The 17,589-nt window shown below is 67.2% G+C and carries 18 protein-coding genes; 1 reads left to right on the plus strand and 17 read right to left on the minus strand.

Annotated features, from left to right (window positions below):
• Positions 1-219: 219 nt before the first annotated feature.
• From WFJ97_RS07200 to WFJ97_RS07280, 17 genes are all read right to left on the minus strand, one after another.
• On the minus strand, positions 220-834 hold the full coding sequence (locus tag WFJ97_RS07200) for a GntR family transcriptional regulator (RefSeq protein ID WP_247632882.1): 615 nt from the start codon (positions 832-834) through the stop codon (positions 220-222).
• A gap of 165 nt (positions 835-999) precedes the next feature.
• Positions 1,000-1,638: an NADPH-dependent F420 reductase gene (locus tag WFJ97_RS07205; RefSeq protein WP_247623394.1), complete on the minus strand. Its 639-nt coding sequence runs from the start codon at positions 1,636-1,638 to the stop codon at positions 1,000-1,002.
• 64 nt (positions 1,639-1,702) lie between these two features.
• Positions 1,703-2,161 carry a Fe-S cluster assembly sulfur transfer protein SufU gene (sufU, locus tag WFJ97_RS07210; RefSeq protein ID WP_336640972.1) on the minus strand — a complete coding sequence of 153 codons (459 nt, stop codon included), beginning with the start codon at positions 2,159-2,161 and terminating at the stop codon, positions 1,703-1,705.
• Positions 2,158-3,465: a cysteine desulfurase gene (locus tag WFJ97_RS07215; RefSeq protein WP_336640973.1), complete on the minus strand. Its 1,308-nt coding sequence runs from the start codon at positions 3,463-3,465 to the stop codon at positions 2,158-2,160. The genes sufU and WFJ97_RS07215 overlap by 4 nt, the downstream gene beginning before the upstream one ends.
• 12 nt (positions 3,466-3,477) lie before the next feature.
• Positions 3,478-5,262, minus strand: coding sequence for a malto-oligosyltrehalose trehalohydrolase (treZ, locus tag WFJ97_RS07220; protein WP_336640974.1), 1,785 nt, complete (start codon positions 5,260-5,262; stop codon positions 3,478-3,480).
• Positions 5,259-7,607, minus strand: coding sequence for a malto-oligosyltrehalose synthase (gene treY, locus WFJ97_RS07225; protein WP_336640975.1), 2,349 nt, complete (start codon positions 7,605-7,607; stop codon positions 5,259-5,261). Before treY ends, treZ begins: the two co-directional genes overlap by 4 nt.
• The gene (glgX, locus tag WFJ97_RS07230; RefSeq protein WP_336640976.1) at positions 7,604-9,871 is read right to left on the minus strand and encodes a glycogen debranching protein GlgX; all 2,268 of its coding nucleotides are present in this window, start codon (positions 9,869-9,871) and stop codon (positions 7,604-7,606) included. Before glgX ends, treY begins: the two co-directional genes overlap by 4 nt.
• Positions 9,868-10,191, minus strand: coding sequence for a hypothetical protein (locus tag WFJ97_RS07235; protein ID WP_247623400.1), 324 nt, complete (start codon positions 10,189-10,191; stop codon positions 9,868-9,870). Before WFJ97_RS07235 ends, glgX begins: the two co-directional genes overlap by 4 nt.
• Before the next feature lie 312 nt (positions 10,192-10,503).
• Complete coding sequence (locus WFJ97_RS07240; RefSeq protein WP_336640977.1) at positions 10,504-10,860, minus strand: hypothetical protein; 357 nt, start codon at positions 10,858-10,860, stop codon at positions 10,504-10,506.
• Positions 10,857-11,540, minus strand: coding sequence for a hypothetical protein (locus WFJ97_RS07245; RefSeq protein ID WP_336640978.1), 684 nt, complete (start codon positions 11,538-11,540; stop codon positions 10,857-10,859). The genes WFJ97_RS07240 and WFJ97_RS07245 overlap by 4 nt, the downstream gene beginning before the upstream one ends.
• 64 nt (positions 11,541-11,604) lie before the next feature.
• Positions 11,605-11,964 (minus strand): hypothetical protein, encoded by a 360-nt coding sequence (locus WFJ97_RS07250; RefSeq protein WP_336640979.1) that lies wholly within the window; start codon positions 11,962-11,964, stop codon positions 11,605-11,607.
• Positions 11,961-12,302 (minus strand): hypothetical protein, encoded by a 342-nt coding sequence (locus tag WFJ97_RS07255; protein ID WP_336640980.1) that lies wholly within the window; start codon positions 12,300-12,302, stop codon positions 11,961-11,963. Before WFJ97_RS07255 ends, WFJ97_RS07250 begins: the two co-directional genes overlap by 4 nt.
• Positions 12,299-12,805, minus strand: a complete 507-nt coding sequence (locus tag WFJ97_RS07260) for a hypothetical protein (RefSeq protein ID WP_247623405.1) — start codon at positions 12,803-12,805, stop codon at positions 12,299-12,301. Before WFJ97_RS07260 ends, WFJ97_RS07255 begins: the two co-directional genes overlap by 4 nt.
• Before the next feature lie 134 nt (positions 12,806-12,939).
• Positions 12,940-13,902, minus strand: coding sequence for a hypothetical protein (locus WFJ97_RS07265; protein WP_336640981.1), 963 nt, complete (start codon positions 13,900-13,902; stop codon positions 12,940-12,942).
• A complete protein-coding gene (locus tag WFJ97_RS07270; RefSeq protein WP_336640982.1) occupies positions 13,899-14,471 on the minus strand; it encodes a hypothetical protein in 573 nt (190 codons plus the stop codon). Before WFJ97_RS07270 ends, WFJ97_RS07265 begins: the two co-directional genes overlap by 4 nt.
• A 68-nt stretch (positions 14,472-14,539) precedes the next feature.
• Positions 14,540-16,468, minus strand: a complete 1,929-nt coding sequence (locus tag WFJ97_RS07275; RefSeq protein WP_336640983.1) for an alpha/beta hydrolase — start codon at positions 16,466-16,468, stop codon at positions 14,540-14,542.
• Complete coding sequence (locus WFJ97_RS07280) at positions 16,465-16,809, minus strand: hypothetical protein (RefSeq protein ID WP_336640984.1); 345 nt, start codon at positions 16,807-16,809, stop codon at positions 16,465-16,467. Before WFJ97_RS07280 ends, WFJ97_RS07275 begins: the two co-directional genes overlap by 4 nt.
• A 105-nt stretch (positions 16,810-16,914) precedes the next feature.
• On the opposite strand from WFJ97_RS07280, the gene WFJ97_RS07285 reads away from it, so the two are divergent.
• Positions 16,915-17,562: a LysE family translocator gene (locus WFJ97_RS07285; RefSeq protein WP_336640985.1), complete on the plus strand. Its 648-nt coding sequence runs from the start codon at positions 16,915-16,917 to the stop codon at positions 17,560-17,562.
• The last annotated feature ends 27 nt before the right edge of the window (positions 17,563-17,589 follow it).

Here is a 17,589-nt window from a genome sequence, read left to right on the forward strand (position 1 = left end):
ACGCGAACACACCCAACAGGCCCAATATAGCGGTGTGCCGGGGCGACGTGAGGGCGAAGTGCGGCGGACCGGCCGTTCACAACTCCGGAGGTTTCAGCTCGAACTGGCCCGAAGCGGTCGTCCCGCGATGCAAACCCTCGTTCTTCCGGAGTTATGAACGCCGGGCCGCCGCCACGCACGAGCGCAGCCGCCGCCACGCACGAGCGCAGCCGCCGCCCCTCAGACCTCGACGCCGCGCGCCAACCGCCGCTCGGCCGCGAGCCGCCCGCTCGCGAGGTGCTGCGGGATCAGCGTGCGCAGGGCGTCGGAATCGCGGGCCTCGATCGCCTCGAGAATGATGCGGTGCTCCTCGGCCATCGCCAGGAGGTCGTCGTGCTGCCCGAACAACCACTGCAGCCGCGTGAGGAAGACGCTGATCAGCTCGTTGAGCATGTCGTTGCCGGCGAGGCGCGCGGCGATCTCGTGGAACTCGCCCGCCGCGATCCGCGCACCTTCGGCATCGCCCGCGAGGGCCGCCGCCATCTCACGCTCGTAGGCGAGGCGGATGCGCTCCATGCCGTCCTCGTCGTGGCGCTCGGCGGCGAACACGAAGATCAGGGTCTCGATCGCCTCGCGCACCTCGGCGAAGTCCTGGATGTCCTGGTGCGTGAACTCGCGCACCACGGCCCACGTGCGCGGCCGTGCGACGACGACGCCCTCCGACACGAGAACGCGGATGGCTTCGCGCACCGGCAGCCGCGAGACGTGCAACTCGGCGGCGATGTCACGCTCGACGAGTCGCGAACCCGGGGCACGCCGACCCAGCACGATGTCATCGCGCAGTATGCGCGTCACTCGCACCGACTCCAGTTCGGTAGCCCCCGCCCCCGTCATTCCGGCAGTCTTGCACTCGCAGAGCGAAATCGCCAACTTTGGTATCCCAGGGCGAGAATATTCACCTGAATGAGATGGGGGACGGATGCCGCGGCATCCGTCCCCCATCGTGAAATCGATCTCGACTCAGGGCAGGCGATTCGCCTTCGCCAGGTTCGCCTCGAGCTCGGCCGCGTTCTGCCGCACGACGTACGCCGGGCGGTCGCGCTCGACCCGCCACGACTCGCTGAGGGGTCCGATGTTCACGGTGTCGAATCCGATCTCGTCGTAGAACTTCGTGACGAACGCGACGGCCTCGTCGTCGCCCGCGGTCGCGAGCGCGCGGCGGTCCGGCGTACCGGCCGGGGTTCCATCGGACGTGATGTCGGCGGCCATGATGTGGTTGAACGCCTTGGCGATGCGCGAGGTGGGCAGGTGCGCCTGCACGATCTCGGAGGTCGTGGTCTCGCCCTTGTCGAGTGCGTCGATGTGGCCGTCGCGCTCGAAGTAGTAGTTGTTCGTGTCGAGCACGATCTTGCCGGCGAGCGGTTCGACCGGCACGTCACCGATCGCCTTGAGCGGCACCGTCACCACGACGACATCGCCCTCCGCGCCCGCGTCGACCGCGGTCGCCGCCTTCGCCTTCGGGCCCAGCTCGTCGATGAGATCCGTGAGGGTCTCGGGTCCGCGCGAGTTCGCGATCACGACGTCGTAGCCGGTGGCGACGGCCGCGCGAGCGACCTGAGCGCCGATGTGTCCTGCACCGATGATTCCGATAGTGGTCATACAGGGGGCCAACGCCCACCGCCCGCCGGTATTCCGAGAAGTCCCCGGATGACGTCGGCGCGCCCTACACCGAGGGTGACAGCGTCGACTTCTGCAGGGCATCCTCCGCGGCGACCCACGCGAGCATCGCGCACTTCACACGCGCCACGTACTTCGACACCCCGCCGAGAGCCGCGGCATCACCGAGCAGCTCCTCGTCGGGCTCGATCTTTCCGCGCGAGCGCATCGCCTCGCGGAAGGCCGCGATGCGCACGTCGAGATCGTCGACCGAGAGCCCTTCGGCGAGCTCGGCGAGCAACGACGCGGACGCCTGCGAGATCGCGCAGCCGTGCCCCTCCCAGGCGATCGCCTCGATCGATCCGTCAGCCGCGCGGTGCACCTGCACGGTGACCTCGTCGCCGCAGGTCGGATTGACCTGGTGCGACTGCGCCAGGATCTCGCCCCGCAGGCCGAAGCCGTGCGGCGTGCGCGAGTGGTCGAGGATGAGCTCCTGGTAGAGGTTCTGCAGGTCGCCGGACGTCATGAGCGTGCTCCGAAGAAGTCGATGGCCGCGGCGACGCCGTCGATCACGGCATCCACCTCGGCGTCGGTGGTGTAGAGGTAGGTGCTGGCCCGCGTCGACGAGGTCACGCCCAGACGGCGATGCAGCGGCTGGGCGCAGTGGTGTCCGACGCGCACGGCGATGCCGCGGTCGTCGAGGAACTGGCCGACGTCGTGCGAATGGATGCCGGCGACGTCGAAGCTCGCGAGCCCCACGCGCCGCAGAGCGATGCCCGCGCCGAGCACTCGCACACCATCGATCGCGCCGAGTCCGTCGAGCAGGCGCGCACCGAGCTGGGCTTCGTGGGCGGCGATCCGCGGCATCCCGATCTCGGTCAGGTAGTCGACCGCCGCGGCGAGCGCGATCGCCTGAGAGACCCGTTGCGTGCCGGCCTCGAAGCGCTGGGGCGGAGCCATGTACTCGGCCTCGGTGGTGGTGACGGTGGTGATCATCGAGCCGCCGGTGAGGAACGGCGGCATGATCTCGAGCAGTTCGCGGCGGCCGTAGAGCGCGCCGACACCGGTGGGTCCGAGCATCTTGTGGCCGGAGAGCACGGCGAAGTCGACGTCGAGGGCGCGCACGTCGAGCGGCAGGTGCGGGGCCGACTGACAGGCGTCGAGCATCACGAGCGCACCGACTTCGCGGGCGCGGGCGATCACCTGCTCGACGGGGTTGATCACGCCGAGCACGTTCGAGACGTGGGTGACGGCGACGAGCTTCGCGCGGTCGGTGATGTGCTCGGCGAGGGTGTCGAGGCGCAGCGCCCCGTCGTCGTCGAGCGGGATCACGCGCAGGGTCGCACCGGTGCGCGCGGCGAGCTCCTGCCACGGGATGAGGTTGGCGTGGTGCTCCATCTCGGTCGTGACGATCTCGTCGCCCGCCCGCAGTCGCAGGGGCTCGGCCGCCGCTCCTCCGAGCCCGATCGAAGCGTTCGAGAGAGAGTAGGCGACGAGGTTCAGCGCCTCGGTGGCGTTCGAGGTCCAGACGATCTCGTCGTCGTCGGCCCCGATGAAGCGGGCGACCGTGGCCCGGGCGTCTTCGAAGAGCTCGGTGGCCTCGGCGGCGAGGGTGTGCGCTCCGCGGTGCACGGCGGAGTTGAACGTGGTCGCGAACTCGCGCTCGGCGTCGAGCACCGCGAAGGGCCGCTGCGAGGTCGCGCCCGAGTCGAGATAGGCGAGCGGATGCCCGTTCACCGTGCTCGCGAGGATCGGGAAGTCCTCGCGCAGCCGACGCACCTCGTCGTCGCTCAGCGGGGTGGCCGGGGCGGTGAGGGACGACGTACTCATCCTTCTAGCTTCTCACCCCGAGACGGCCTCCGGGCCCTCGGGGGGAGCGACGACGGCCGCCGATTCGGACGGGACCGTGATCTCTCCGTCGACGATGAGCGCCTCGCCCGTCGCCAGGAGCACCTCGTCACCGGGGCCGACCGCGAAGGACGCGGGCTCGGGCGACAGGTTCACCAGCACCGCCAGCGCACCGCGGTCGATCCGGTAGACACGGGCGTCGGGCGCGTTGCCTGCCGAGTTCGCGCTCACCTCGACCGTGACGCGGTTGCGCGACGAATCGGGGTCGGTGAGTTCGGGTCGGGCGCGGCGCAGCGCGATCAGATCGCGGTACAGCGCGTGCAGCCCGGCATGCGAGGGCCGGTCGAGTTCGGCCCAGTCGAGGTGCGAGCGCTCGAAGGTCTCCGGGTCCTGCGGGTCGGGCACCTGATCGGGGTCCCAGCCCATACGGGCGAACTCGGCGATGCGGCCCTCGGCGGTCGCGCGACCGAGCTCGGGCTCGGGGTGCGAGGTGAAGAACTGCCAGGGCGTGGAGGCTCCCCACTCCTCTCCCATGAAGAGCATGGGAGTTCCGGGAGCGGTGAGGGTGAGCACGGCCGCGACCGCCAGCCTCCCCGGCGACAGCGTCTGCGAGAGCCGGTCGCCCGCCGCACGGTTGCCGATCTGGTCGTGGTCCTGGGCGAAGGTCACCAGTCGCCAGGCGGGGACCGTGTCGGGGACCGGTCGGCCGTGCGGACGCCCGCGGAACGACGAGAACGTGCCGTCGTGGAAGAACCCTCCGCGGGTGACCTTGGCGACGGCATCCGCCGCGGCGAAGTCCTCGTAGTAGCCCGCCGTCTCACCGGTCAGGGCCACGTGCACGGCGTGATGCCAGTCGTCGGACCACTGCGCCGTGAGCCCGTAGCCGCCCGCCTCGCGCGGGAGGATGAGCGTGGGGTCGTTGAGGTCCGACTCGGCGATCAGAGTGAGCGGCCGCTGCTGATGCGCCGACAACGCATCGACCCGCTCGGCCAGCTCCTGCAGGATGTGCACGGGCTGCTCGTCGTGCAGAGCGTGCACCGCGTCGAGGCGGAGCCCGTCGACGTGGAAGTCGCGCAGCCACATCAGCGCGTTCTCGATGATGTACTCGCGCACCGCCGGCTCATCGAGGTCGATCGAGTCGCCCCATGTGTTGCGCTGACCGTCGCGCAGATACGGACCGAACTCGGGCAGGTAGTTACCGCTCGGACCGAGGTGATTGTAGACGACGTCCTGGATGACGGCGAGACCGCGGGCGTGCGCGGCATCCACCAACCGCTGGTAGGCGCGCGGGCCGCCGTACTGCTCGTGCACGGCGTACCAGAGCACGCCGTCGTAGCCCCAGTTCCAGAGGCCGTTGAAGGCGTTGACCGGCAGCAGCTCGATGTGGGTGACGCCGAGATCCACGAGGTGGTCGAGCCGCTCGATCAGCGCGTCGAGGGTGCCGTCGGGGGTCATCGTGCCGACGTGCAGCTCGTAGATCACGCCGCCCGCGAGGGGGCGGCCGGTCCACGCGGCATCCGTCCAGGCGAAGGTCGACGCGTCGAATGCCGCCGACGGGCCGTGCACGCCGTCGGGCTGACGACGCGAGCGCGGGTCGGGGCGGGCTTCGTCGGCGTCATCGATCACGAAGCCGTAGCGGTCGCCCTCGGCGAGCGCCACGTCGGCGCGCCACCAGCCGTCGGATGCCGAGGCCAGCTCGGTGTCGTGGGGGGATGCCGCGGCATCCGCCCAGCGGCGCAGCCGCAGTCGCTGCGCCCGCGGCGCCCAGACCTCGATCATCGTGCCTCCATCAGCAGGGCGACGGGATAGGTGTCGAGCAGCTCGGCCAGGCGCACGGGGCCCGGGTCGATGCGGCGGCCGGTGAGCACATCGGTGGCCGCACTGTCGGGGCGCATCAGGAGCGTGTCGCCCCAGCCGCCACGCGCCGCGAGACCTACGGGCAAGCGGGTCGCGACGACGGTGACGCGGCCGCGGTCGACCGCGATGGCATGGGCGGATGCGTCGCCCACGACCTCGGCCGGACGGTAGCGGGTGAACAGCTCGGAGTGGTCGCGTCGCAGCCGGAGGGCGCGCGAGGTGACCAGCATCTTGGCGAGACCCGTGCCGTCGACCGCCGGGAGGAGCCCGTGCGCCACGTCGGTGTCGAGCGCTCCGAGCAGCTGCGCGTGCGCGGCGAAGTCGACCGGGCGTCGGTTGTCGGGGTCGACGAGCGACAGATCCCACAGCTCGCTGCCCTGATAGACGTCGGGCACGCCGGGACCGGTGAGCTGGAGCAGCTTGGCCGACAGCGAGTTCGACCGACCGAAGCCGGTGATCTCGGCGACGAACCCCTCGAGCGTCTCGCGGGCGGCTCCGTTCGCGGCATCCGCGATGGCGATCACGCCCCGCTCGAAGTCCTCGTCGGGGTGCTGCCAGGTCGTCGACTCGGCCGCCTCGCGCGCGGCCTTGAGGCCGTAGTCGCGCAGACGTTCGGAGGTGATCGGCCAGGCGCCGACCGCCGCCTGCCACAGCAGCGAGTCGAGAGGGCCGTGACCGGTCGAGGCGATCGCGCGCAGATCGGCGAGCACATCGGCCCAGCGCTGCGGCATCTCGGCGAGGACCGACAGCCGCGCCCGCACGTCTTCCGAGCGCTTGGTGTCGTGCGTCGAGAGCGTCGTCATCGAGTGCGGCCAGGCGGCGAGGCGGTCCTGCTGAGCCGCGTGGAACTCGGCCGGGGTCAGCGCCGCGATCGACGGGTCGCCGCCGACCTCGGTCAGGGTACCGAGGCGGGTGTAGCGGTAGAACGCCGTGTCTTCCACGCCCTTCGCCATCACCGCGCCGCTCAGCTGCGGGAAGCGGTCGGCGATCTCGAGCGCCGTGTCGGCGAGGAGCGGGGCGAGTTCGGCGATCGGCCCCGCGAGATCCGGTCGGCGCCGGGATGCCTCGGCGAGCGTCCGGTCCAGGTGCTCGCGCCCCGCGGGCAGATACGGGCGATACAGCGGGAAGCACGCCACGATCTCGGTGAGCGCGTCATCCGCGTCGACGATGCCGAACGGCAGGCTGCGCACGAGGCGTCGTACCTCGGACTGCAGGATCGTCTCGGCGATCATCCGCTTCGTCGTGTGCGTCAGGTCGTGCCACGACTCCGCCTCGGGCAGGCCGGTGTCGGCGCGTAGGCGGGAATCGAGGGCGTCGAGCGCCGCGACACCGGCCGGGTCGATGAGCACGCGGTCGATCTCACCCAGGGCGTCGTACCCCGTGGTGCCGTCGGTGCGCCACCAGTCGGGCAGCGCCTCGCCCGGCTCGAGGATCTTCTCGACGAGCACGTACGCCCCGCCCGTCGCATCCGCCAGGTTCTCGAGGTAGCCACCCGGATCCGACAGGCCGTCGGGGTGGTCGACCCGGAGCCCGTCGGCGAGGCCATCGGTGATCCACCGGACGATCTCGCGGTGCGACGCCGCGAAGACATCGGGGAGCTCGACACGGATGCCGGCGAGCTCGGGCACCGCGAAGAACCGCCGGTAGTTGAGTTCGGTGTTCTGGTCCTCCCAGAACCGCAGCTCGTAGTGCTGCGCGGCGAGCAGGGCGGGCAGATCGTCGGCGAGCGCGGCCGTGCCGGGGGCCAGCGGGAGAACGTGCTCGAAGTAGGAGAGGGTGCCGTCCGGAGCATCCGTCTGCGGAGTCGTATCGACCACGAGGTCGCCCGACGCCACCACGTCGGCGGGCGCCGCGCCGAGGATCGGGAGGCGCACCCGGTCGTCGCCCCGTCGCCAGTCGATGTCGAACGCGACCGCGTGCGACGACGATCGACCGAGGCGCAGCACGTCCCACCACCACGGGTTCGCGCGCGGAACGCCGACCCCCATGTGGTTCGGGACCGTGTCGATCAGGATGCCCAGGCCCGCTCCGTGCGCCGCGGCCGCGAAGCGCTCGAGTCCTTCGGCTCCCCCGCGGCTCGGATCGACCCGCGAGTGATCGACGACGTCGTAGCCGTGGTCGGATCCCGGAGTCGCGGCGAGCAACGGCGAGAGATACGCCCAGTCCGCACCGAGCGCGGCGAGGTACGGCGCGACGCGCGCCGCCTCGTCGAGCGTGAGGCGCGAGGTGATCTGCAGGCGGTACGTCGAGAGGGGGCGACGGGTCACGGGTTCTCCTCGTCCGGTGCCTCGGTCGGAGCGTCATCGGCCTCGGCGGCGGATGCGGCCGCAGCCGCCTCGACCGCAGCCGCCTCGACCGCCTCGACGTGCTCGGTCTGCGCGCGCAACGATGCCTCGACGGAGTCGTCGGTGTCGATCTCCGCCTCGGGGCGCTCGCGCAGCACGAGCAGCGACTGGGCCTCGAGGATGAGGTCGTCGCGCGGACGCAGGGTCGCGCCCTCGATCGACTGACCCGCCGTGTCGACGACGATCTCCCAGCCCTTCGCGAGCCGGGCCGGCGGCAGAACGGCGTCGACCGCGGCATCCCCGCTGTTGAAGTAGACGAGGAAGTTCACGTCGGTGACGGGGCGCCCGCGCACGTCCTTCTCGCGGATGCCGTATCCGTTGAGGAACATGCCGACCGAGAGTCCGAATCCGGAGTCCCAGTCCTCGGGCTTCATCGGGCGTCCGTCCGGCCGCAGCCAGACGACGTCGGGCACGCGCTCGCCGTCTTCGTCGCGCACGGGGCGCCCGTCGAAGAAGCGGCTGCGTCGGAACGTCGGATGCTCGTGCCGCAGTCGGGCGACGGATGCGGTGAACTCGATCAGGGGCCGGTCGGCGGCATCCCAATCGACCCAGGTGATCTCGTTGTCCTGCGCGTAGCCGTTGTTGTTGCCGCCCTGCGTGCGGCCCAACTCGTCGCCGTGCGCGATCATCGGCACGCCCTGCGAGAGCAGCAGCGTGGCCAGGAAGTTGCGCTGCTGGCGCGCCCGGCGGCGGTTGACGTCGGCGTCGTCGGTCGGCCCCTCCACCCCGTTGTTGTCGGAGCGGTTGTGGGATTCGCCGTCGTTGTTGTCTTCGCCGTTGGCCTCGTTGTGCTTCTCGTCGTACGAGACGAGATCGCGCAGGGTGAAGCCGTCGTGCGCGGTGACGAAGTTGATCGAGGCCACGGGGCGACGGCCGGAGTGCTCGTAGAGGTCGGCCGAGCCGGTCAGGCGCGACGCGAACTCGCCGAGCGCCTGCGGCTCTCCCCGCCAGAAGTCGCGGACCGTGTCGCGGTACTTGCCGTTCCACTCGGTCCACTGGGGCGGGAAGTTGCCCACCTGGTAGCCGCCGGGGCCGACGTCCCACGGCTCGGCGATCAGCTTCACCTGCGAGACGATCGGATCCTGCTGCACGAGCTCGAAGAACGCCGCCAGCCGGTCGACGTCGTAGAACTCGCGGGCAAGGGTCGAGGCGAGATCGAAGCGGAACCCGTCGACGTGCATCTCGGTCACCCAGTAGCGCAACGAGTCCATGATCAGCTGCAGCGCGTGCGGACTGCCGGCGTTGAGGCTGTTGCCCGTGCCGGTGTAGTCGGTGTAGTACCGCTTGTCCTCCTCCAACCGGTAGTACGCCCGGTTGTCGATCCCGCGCATCGAGAGCATCGGCCCCAGATGATTGCCCTCGGCGGTGTGGTTGTAGACGACGTCGAGGATGACCTCGATGCCCGCGGCGTGGAGGGCGCGGACCATCGCCTTGAACTCCTGCACCTGCTGACCCTGCTGGCCGTTCGAGGCGTAGTCGTTGTGCGGCGCGAAGAATGCGAGCGTGTTGTAACCCCAGTAGTTGGTGAGGCCCTTGTCCTGGAGCACCGAGTCGTGCACGAACTGGTGCACCGGCATGAGCTCGATCGCCGTCACCCCGAGGCGCACGAGGTGGTCGATGATGGCGGGATGCGCGATACCCGCGTACGTTCCGCGCAGGTCGTCGGGCACGTCGGGATGCTGAACGGTGAGGCCCTTCACGTGCGCCTCGTAGATCACGGTCTGCGCGTAGGGTGTCTTAAGAAGCCGGTCGCCCGCCCAGTCGAAGAACGGGTTGATGACCACGCCCTTCGCCATCGACGCGGCCGAGTCCTCGTCGTTGCGGGAGTCGGGGTCGCCGAAGTCGTAGCCGAACAGCGACTGCCCCCAGTCGATTTCACCCGCGACGGCCTTGGCGTAAGGGTCGAGCAGCAGCTTGTTCGGGTTGAACCGCTGACCCTCGGTGGGGTCGTAGGGGCCGTGCACGCGGTAGCCGTAGAGCTGCCCCGGCTGCACCGCCGGCAGGTAACCGTGCCAGACGAACGCATCGACCTCGGTCAGCTCCACACGCTCTTCGTTGCCATCGGCGTCGAAGAGGCACAGCTCGACCTTCTCGGCGCACTCGCTGAAGAGGGCGAAGTTGGTTCCCTGTCCGTCGTAGGTGGCCCCCAGGGGGTAGGGCGTTCCCGGCCAGATCTCGAGGCTCATGCCGTGATCTTAGGCGCACGCGGTGACGCGGCTGTTTCGGCGACGATCTCCACGGCGCGGTGGAAGTCGTGGACCTGGGCGATCTCGCTCGCCTGGGCGTAGGGGTGTCCGACGTAGCAGACGAACACGGGCGGCACGACCTCGACGAAGCCGACGGGGCCGTCGTGCAGCACGACGTAGCGGTCGGGGTCGACGCGCTCGTACGAGACCTCGCTCGGAGCGTCTGCGGTGGCCGGGGTGTCGGCGGCAGGCGAGTGGACGAGTCCGTGCTCGTCACCGCCGCATGCGGAGCCGGGGGATGTGCGGGTCTGTGCAGTCATGCGGGCTCCTGTGATTCTGTTTGTGGTGTCGACGATAGGCGCGCGCGGGGAATCGGAGAATGCCATTGCCAGAGCGGCATGCCAACGGTTAGCATCGGCAGTTCTCTTCATCGCGCTCGGCGTCACAGATCGCCGCGGTGTCCGGTCAGAACGGGTGGAGCGACCGCGCTCCGCGTGGAGAAGAGGAGACCATGCCCGACGCACTGTCGCCCGCCGCCGGCCGGAACGATGCGCTCGTGTTCGGCTCGTCTCGGTTCCGCTCTGTGGGGCGATTGCGGCGGCGCGTGGCGGACAGATGCTCGGTGGGCGCCGTCACCGGAAGATGAGGAAGCCGAGTGCGGCGAAAGCGAGCGAAAGGGCCAGTGCCAGGCGGCCGAGTCGTGCGGCAGGAGCGTCGCGGCGGGCCGCGAGCAGGATCACCAGCACCGCCAGTATCCCCCCGATCCACCAGGTCTTGATGAGAGCCGTGAGCACGAAGAGCGCGACGAAACCGGTCACCGGGATGATCAGCATCAGGATGACGCTTGCCAACGCGATGAATGGCGTGAACCAGACGATCCGCGCGAAGAGGAGCGGGCCGTCTTCGACCCACGCGGCGGCGAGGTGCGACCGCGGCGGCAGTGCAGCGCTGTTGAACGGATCGTTCGTCGGATGGCGTTCGCGAATCATGGAGTTGCAGTCGGAGTCGGAGTGACGAAGCCGAACTTCGGCTCAGCCGACGGATGCTCCGGCTGTGACCAGTCCCGCCCGTTCAGCCCAGCCGGGAACATGAGGTCGACGAGCTCTTCCTCGCTTCCCGGCTCGCAGGTACTCGTAACGTCGATGTCGATCCAGTCCCGTGACTTTCCAGTCGCAACGGTGATGACGACTAGTTCGATGTGCGCAGAAGGCTTGCGCGCCTCCAGAACGAGGTCTTGCACGTCGCCGGAGAATGTACGCACTCCGATTCCGGACCATCCGTGCTCACCGAACCACTCGGAAAAGGCATCGATCGTCTGGTCGGGTGAACCGTCGGGCAAGCGCCAGCCATCGCTGTGGGGCGTCGAGCGCCCGAACGCGAATCGGTAGCCGTCGCTGCCGCACTTGCTCGGAATGTCGCCGTATTTCTGCACGTCCCATTCACCGTCCAGGATCCTCAGTTGCAGTAACGAGATCTCTTTCTTGACTGAGGAGTTGATACTTCGCGCTTGGTCGTACAGAGCTATACCCGATGGCGCACATCCCGCCATGGACAGCACCGCCAGCAACAGTCCAAACAAAGCGATGATCGCCCGGCCGCGGAAGCCGCGCCGACTTGGCACCTCCGTCCGCTTGGCGGACACGACAAGAATCCGATCTGTCATGCGCATCGAAACAGTGTGCTTGTGATCCGGGAACACCATCGGAAGTTATCCACAGCTCGATCCAAGCCGCTCAGGACCACCCCCAGGGATGCTCGAGCATGTAGAGGAGCAGGACGGGACCGAGCGCCGCGATGGCGAGCGCTCCCATCGCGCCGAAGATCTTGGTCGCGAGCGATCCGAATCGAGTACGGAAGTGCACGTTCTTGTAGATGAATGCGGCGAGCACGATCGACACCCCGTACTGCACGTACTGCCAGATCGGGACGAAGTTCAGGTACGCCGACCACGCCGTCCAGAGTGGGAATGCCAACCACAGGCACAGCGCCGCGAGCATGGAGCCCCATGCCGCCGACCGTGCTCTTTCTCGTTGCGCCGAGTTCGGAACGTAGGGATGCTCGGTTGCTGCGGTGCGTTCGAGGTCGTCGCTCATGCGCCCGGGAACTGTGAGTGGATCATGCCCAGCACCAGCGATTCGAGGACTCCGAGCGCCCCATAGAGCGCCGCCCGCCGGTTGCCCCACAGCGCGAAGAACAGGACCAACAGCGAGGCCACACCGAACACCCACCAGGCCATCGCGAGATAGCCGAAGATGGCGAGCCCGATGATGCCGTAGATCGGCACCGCCAGGATGACAAACGACAACCCAGTGACGATCAGTGGCGTGAACACCACGATCGCGCCGAAGGTCTCGGCTCTGTCGCGCTTTTTCGGCGCTGTCGGCGACTGGACGGGCGTAGTCGGCGGTGCACCCCCGTTGTCCTCGATCATGATTCGGGCGAAGCGGTTGGGGCCGGAGTTGCCATGCCGAACTTGGGAGTCTCCGTAGGATGCTCCCGCTCAACGACGTCGTAGTCGAATAGATTATCCGGAAACATGAGCTCTCTGAGTTCCCAACGGTCTCCTGCTTCGCACGTACTCGTGGCGCGTATCGTGACAATGTCGTTCTCCACGCCACTGGAGATCGTGATGAGTAAGTCATCGATGTAACTCGATCTCTTCTCCGCCTCAACGGTGACGGATGAGACTCCAGCGGCGTATGTCCGTCCGACGATTCCCGTCCACCCACGGCCCTCGAGCCAATCCATCAGCTCGTCCGCCATGTCCGGGGCTGTCGGTGCCGACATCCGCCAGTCGCTCTCGAGCGGCGTTCCACGCTGAACGTAGAAGTTGTATCCGTTTGCCCCGCATCCATTAGGTATGTCGCCGTACTCCCCTACCGTCCACTCACCGTCGAAGATGTGGAGTTGCAATTCGGACAGCTCCTGCTTCATCGTGAGATTGGTTTCGCGAGCGTGCTCGTACAGAGTCACGCCCGTCTGCGCACAACTAGTCATCGTGAGAATTGCTCCTGTCGAAAAAAGCGTGAGTGCTGCGAGAAGACGACGTCGGCACCGCGATCCGCTTTTCACTGGCGCGCCTCGACGCGCTCGGCGAAATCGGCCACAGCTTGCATCATGGCTTCTGAGCGGGGATCCAGGTACCCGACGCTTTCCTCGGGGATGAATCCCAGATGCCAGTACGGCGCCCGGTGAATGCGATAGATGATCTCGGTCGAAGAGCCCGCATTGTGCCCCTGTGTCGCGGCTCCTGTCACCTCTCGCCCGTCTGCGTTGAGGTAATTCTCGACGGCTCCCCCGTGCGAGCCGATCTCGGTGACTCCCTCCACTGTCTTTGGGTCGACAGGATGGGTCGAGAGATCCGTGCGTCCCATCCACGCGATCGGATCAAGACCAGAAGACGCGGCGGAGACCGAGACTGTTTCGTCGGCGATCTGGGCCGCTAGTGCCTTTGCCGCGCTCTCGGTAATACCCGCCGAGCCGAAGAGCGTGAGGTGATCGAAAACCCCGGGGTTATGGATCTGATTGGTCGTGACCATAGTCGTTCCGAGAGAGTGCGCCCACCCCTCCTGCCATGCATCCGGGTTGACGAAGCGCATCCCTGCGACGAGAGCCGCCTCCCGATCCGCCCCCAAGACGGGCTCCTTCATTCCCTGCACGGTGTACCACGCACCGGAATCCCACTCCATGAACAGGACAACCGCTGTCGATATCGATTCGAGCATGCCGAGCGCCCCATAGAGCGCCGCCCGCCGGTTGCCCCACAGCGCGAAGAACAGAACCAACAGCGAGGCCACACCGAACACCCACCAGGCCATCGCAAGATAGCCGAAGAGGACGAATCCGATGATGCCGTATACCGGCACGGCCAGGATGATGAACGACACCGCGGTGACGATCAGTGGTGTGAACACCACGATCGCACCGAAGGTCTCCGCCCTATCGCGCTTTTTCGGCGCTTTCATCGGCGGCACTGGCGAGTCTGGGGTCGTGGCAGAGATCATGATCGATGCCTCATTGTTGTTGATCACGATTCGGGCGTCGAAGTCGGAGCTCCGTCACCGAACGGAGGCTCCACCGACGGATGCACAGACTGCGGAGCGTTCGATCCCGGGTAGCCGTCAGGGAACATCAGCTCCCAGAGCTCGGAGTCATTCCCAGGCTCGCAGGTGCCGGTCACCTTGATGTGCACGATGTCGTTCGCGGGTCCCGCGGTCACCGTGATCAGGATGTCCTGTACGTGCGCTTCAGGGTACGTCGCCTCGATGTTGACGGCGGTGACTCCGCCGCCGTAGGTGAGCATTCGCACATCTGACCACCCGTTCAGATCCAGCCAGTGCATGAGCGCGTCGACTTTGCCCTCGGTCGTGTTTTGCGGGAGCCACCACCCGTCTTCAAGGGGAGTTGTTCGCGTAAACGAAAATCGATACCCGCCAGACCCACATGCCTCGGGGGCTATCCCCCACCCGGGGAGATCCCACTCCCCGTCGTAAACATGTAGTTGCAACTCGGCGACTTTCTCGCGCATCGACGAGTAGGCATCCTTCGCCTCTAGGTAAAGCTCAGGCCCACTCGGAGCACAGCCAGTTAGCGTCATCATCGCAACTCCTATGGTCGTGGCCACGCACCACCGTGCGCGGGCCCGTCGAGATTGAACTCGTGATCCACTCATTGCCGTTCCTCAACTCGCTCGGCATAGTCTGCGACGGCTTGAAGGAACGATTGACCACGTGGGTCGAGGTATCCAACGCTGTCCTCGGGGGCGAGCGAGAGGAAAAAGCCCGGAGCCCGGTGGAAGCGATAGAGCATTTCCGTAGACGCACCAGCGTTATGCCCGCCTGTCGGCAAGCCGATCACAGGCCGGAGGTCTGGTGTCACGTAGTCGGTCACGACTCCGCCGTTCGAATCGAAGATCTCGACCCCTTCGCTACCTGCAGGGTCTTCAGAGTGCGTGGATAGCACCGGGGGCCTCCCCCAGATCGCGACCCAGTCGGCGCTGGCGCCAGTAACCGAGACCGTCGCGTCTCCCTCAGCGATCGCGTTTTCCATCGCAGCATTACCTTCTGGAGTCAGCCCCGCTGACCCGAAAAGAGTCATGTGGTCAAATACACCAGGCGACTGTTGAGAGCTCAGGATGACCGCCGTCGTGCCAAGAGAGTGAGCCCACCCCTCTTGCCAGGCACTCGGGTTGACGTGGCGCAACCCCTCGACGAGGGCTGCGATGCGACTGGCGCCGTTACTCGGCAATTCGTCTGCCCACACAGACCACATGTCGCCGGAGTCCCATTCCATCTGGAGGATCACCGCCGTTGACGAATCGATATGGCGGAAGTCGACCTGCTGATTCGTGTAGTCATACACATCTCGCGCGATCTGGCCCCACTCACCGAGTGTGCCGACATCGGTCTGGATGCCGTGCGTGATCGTAATGACCTGGTCAGCCGTGTCGGGGTCGCCCCGAACGAGGGAGGCTCGGACATCGCCCGTCTCATCGATGAACGTGGAGAGAATCCTCAGTCCTTCCTCGGTTTGACGCTTGAGCAGGTTGAGTTTCGTACGCTGTTCGTCCGTCAGCGTCGGATCATCGAGCAACCGCTCGACCTCGCGCGTCGACCACGGCACGCGATCCGCCGTCTTGACACCATTGAGATTCCCGATCGACGCGGGCGCTCTATCCCAGAGGGTGGCCAACGGGCCGGTGACCCATTTGCCCGAGGCATCCGCTGTCGACCGGTTCCGGAGACGATCCCAGATCTCGTTGGCCTTCGCGGGAGGGATGAACCCGATAGCCGCGAAGAACTCAGGGTGGGCGGCCAACCAGTCAGAGACGTCCTTCTCCCCCGCCGTCGTGAACCAGTTGATGCGGTCTGCTGCCGCACGGGCGATGGCGAGATCGAGGTAGTCACCGAGCGACACCACGGCCGGCGCCGTGCCGGGCCCCGACGAGGGGCCGGGTGGGATGAGCCCCCAAGCCGTCTGCGCGGTCGTCACCGCCTTCCCCGAGGATTGATAGATCTCATCGCCACCCTCGATCCCGCGCAGCTTGTCGGCAAGGTCTTGCTCTGCCTGATCGACCGAGCGGTTGAACATCTCGACTTCCAAGGCGAGCCGTTCCGCCTCTTGATCGAGCAACCCGAGGTTCACCTTCGCCGTGTCGTACGCATCCGTCTCCGGATGGTTCCTCCCGTTGATCACCGGGTCGTTCCCAGGGTCGGCCTGGAACGTCGCGATCTCCTGATCGAGGATCAGGGAATGCGAGTAATGCCGCTCGTTGAGATTCTGGATCGTCCCTTGTAGCTCGGTGCGCGTCTGCTCGAGCACGGCGAACACGTCGCCGGCAGCATCCGCCAGAGCCTTCTTCGCGGCGTCCATCGCATCGCGGAACCCTTTCGAGGATTCCGACGGCGTCATCATCGCTCCGGATGTGTCGCCTGCCGGAATGAGAGTGAACGCGCCTTCCAGCTCCACCCATTGGGTTCTGACCGCATCCATCGTCTCCACGACCAGGGTTCCGAGCGATTCGGCGCTTGTGCCGAGTGCCGACATCGCCGTCGAGGAGGGCACCTCGCGCAACGTGTGCGAGACGAAGGCGCTCACGAGATCTTCACCTGCCCCTCGAAGATCCCCGGGTGTTCTGAGCGCCAGGTCTCAGCCATGACCTCATCACCCGCCGTGATCGCGAGCACGCCTTCCACCACCGCGGCCGCCGCATTCGACACTGCGGTGATCGCCTTCCCCGGCACCAGTGCGCGCACTTCGAGGAAGTCGTCCCAAGCCTCGGCGAGAGTCGTGCGCCCGGTCACGATGAGGTCGGAGCGACGCTCGGCGAGAGCCTGGGCATCCTTCACCGCCTGCCCCAGAGGCTCCCCCGCCACGTCCACGTTCTGCAGCACGACCGATACCTGCTCGGGCGACACCGACCATCCATCATCAACCATTCGAACCTCCGATCTCGAAGGTGAGATTACGACAGATCGACCCCAGATGAAGACAGATGAACCGCATCTGTGGAGAGCATATTGATATGCCTTTAGGATCGGCCCATGTTCGCTCCCGAGACGCTGCTCGCGTTCGTCGTCGCCGCGTTCGTGATGGTCGTGATCCCCGGGCCGACGGTGCTCTTCACCATCGGTCGATCGATCGCTCTGGGCCGGGTCGGCGGGTTCCTCAGCATCCTCGGCACCGCCGTCGGATCGATCGTGCTGGTGCTCGCCGTGGCCCTCGGCGTCGGCACGGTGATCGCGCAGTCCGTGATCCTGTTCACGATCGTGAAGGTGCTCGGCGCCGGCTACCTCGTGTTCCTCGGCATCCAGGCGATCCGGCACCGGCACGATGCCGCCGCAGCCGCGACCGCACCAGCCACGCGCAAGTCCGGCACCCGGCTGCTCGTCGAAGGCTTCATCGTGGGGCTCACCAACCCGAAGTCGATCGCGTTCTTCCTCGCGATCCTCCCCCAGTTCGTCGACCTGCACGCGGGCTCCGTGCCGCTGCAGCTCTTCGTGCTCGGCGTCATCGTCGTCGCGATCGGCGTCAGCTGCGACGCGATCTGGGTGCTGCTCGCGAGCGCGGCGCGCGACTGGTTCGGCCGCTCACCGCGCCGCCTCTCGACCATGTCGGCCACGGGCGGCGGCATGATGATCGGGCTCGGCGCCTTCCTGCTGCTGTGGAGCGAGAAGCCCGCGACGGCGTGAGCGCGGGCGGTGGCCCTTCGTCTCGTT

It is taken from the genome of Microbacterium sp. USHLN272 (assembly GCF_037149655.1).
In the GTDB taxonomy this organism is placed as follows: Bacteria; Actinomycetota; Actinomycetes; order Actinomycetales; family Microbacteriaceae; genus Microbacterium; species Microbacterium galbinum.